The sequence below is a fragment of the Nostoc sp. UIC 10630 genome, assembly GCF_010747425.1.
Lineage (GTDB): Bacteria > Cyanobacteriota > Cyanobacteriia > Cyanobacteriales > Nostocaceae > Nostoc.
Map to the genome: position 1 here is coordinate 1 of NZ_JAAGOG010000446.1, position 1,178 is coordinate 1,178.

Annotated in this window: 1 pseudogene; it reads left to right on the top strand. The window is 40.2% G+C overall.

The features are described 5' to 3' along the window. The first annotated feature begins 79 nt into the window (after positions 1-79). A pseudogene (locus tag G1O98_RS38290) lies at positions 80-1,135 on the top strand (IS630 family transposase). Positions 1,136-1,178: the final 43 nt, after the last annotated feature.

Consider the following 1,178-nt stretch of genomic DNA (forward strand, 5'->3'; position numbering starts at 1 on the left):
TAAGTAAGTCGGCATAAAAAAACGAAACTATGTGAAGATAAGTAAATACGTAGGATATATCTACTAAGGTCACTTGTATATGGGCGCTCGTTTAAGGGTATTCCTCACTCGTGAGCAAGACCGCAGCCTGCTAAAACTTAGAACTGCGGATGTGCCACAGAAAGTAAAAGACAGAGCAGAAGTCATCAGATTGAATGCACATGGTTGGTACGTAGAAAAAATAGCAGATCATTTTAATTGGACTCCACAAACAGTTAGAGAAGTCTTACATAAATGGCAGAAGTTGGGAGTGGAAGGTCTTTGGGAATTAACCGGTCGAGGGGTAAAACCAAAGTTGAGTGAAGTTGACATCATATTTTTAGAAGAATGCCTTAAAAAAGAGCCACGCACCTACAACAGTCGCCAACTCACCGAGAAATTAGAACGCGATCGCTCCATTAAAATGAGTCCCGACAGATTAAGACGGGTACTTAAAAAAAGGGGGTCATTTGGAAACGAGCAAGGAAGAGTCATAAAGGAAAACAAGACCCAGTAGTACGAGCGCAGAAACTCTTCAGTCCTAGAAATGCTGGAATTAGCTGCTGCCAGTGGAGAAATAGATTTAAAATTTTTGGATGAATCAGGGTTTTGTGCATGGAGTGAGCCGGGTTATAGCTATTACTTTAGAGGTGAGCAAAAACGGCTAGAACAAACCAAACGCCGTGGTAGGAGATTAAGTATTATTGGGTTTCTTCAACCTTTTATTAGCTTTATTTACGGTTTGGTTATTGGTGGCGTTGACAGAAAATCTTATATCCAGATGATGGAGGAAGAAGCACTTCAAGCCGAAAAATCTGGGCGCATCAAAGTAATAGTGCAAGACAACGGCCCAATACATCGGTGCAGGGAGGTACAGCAGTTATGGTCTAAGTGGGAAAAGATGGGATTGTATATCTTCTTTCTACCCAAATATTGCTCCGAAATGAATCCAATTGAATTGGAGTGGCAGCACCTCAAAAAAAATGAATTATCAGGACAAGTGTTTGACGATGAATTAGACCTTGCCTATGGAGTAATAAATGGTATTCAAGCTAGAGGAGAGCGAGGAAACTATACTATAGAACGTGTTAAATTTTACTCGAACAATTCTCCTTAACTTTTCGTTACATAGCTATAAATTTTTCCGCCGACTTACTTAT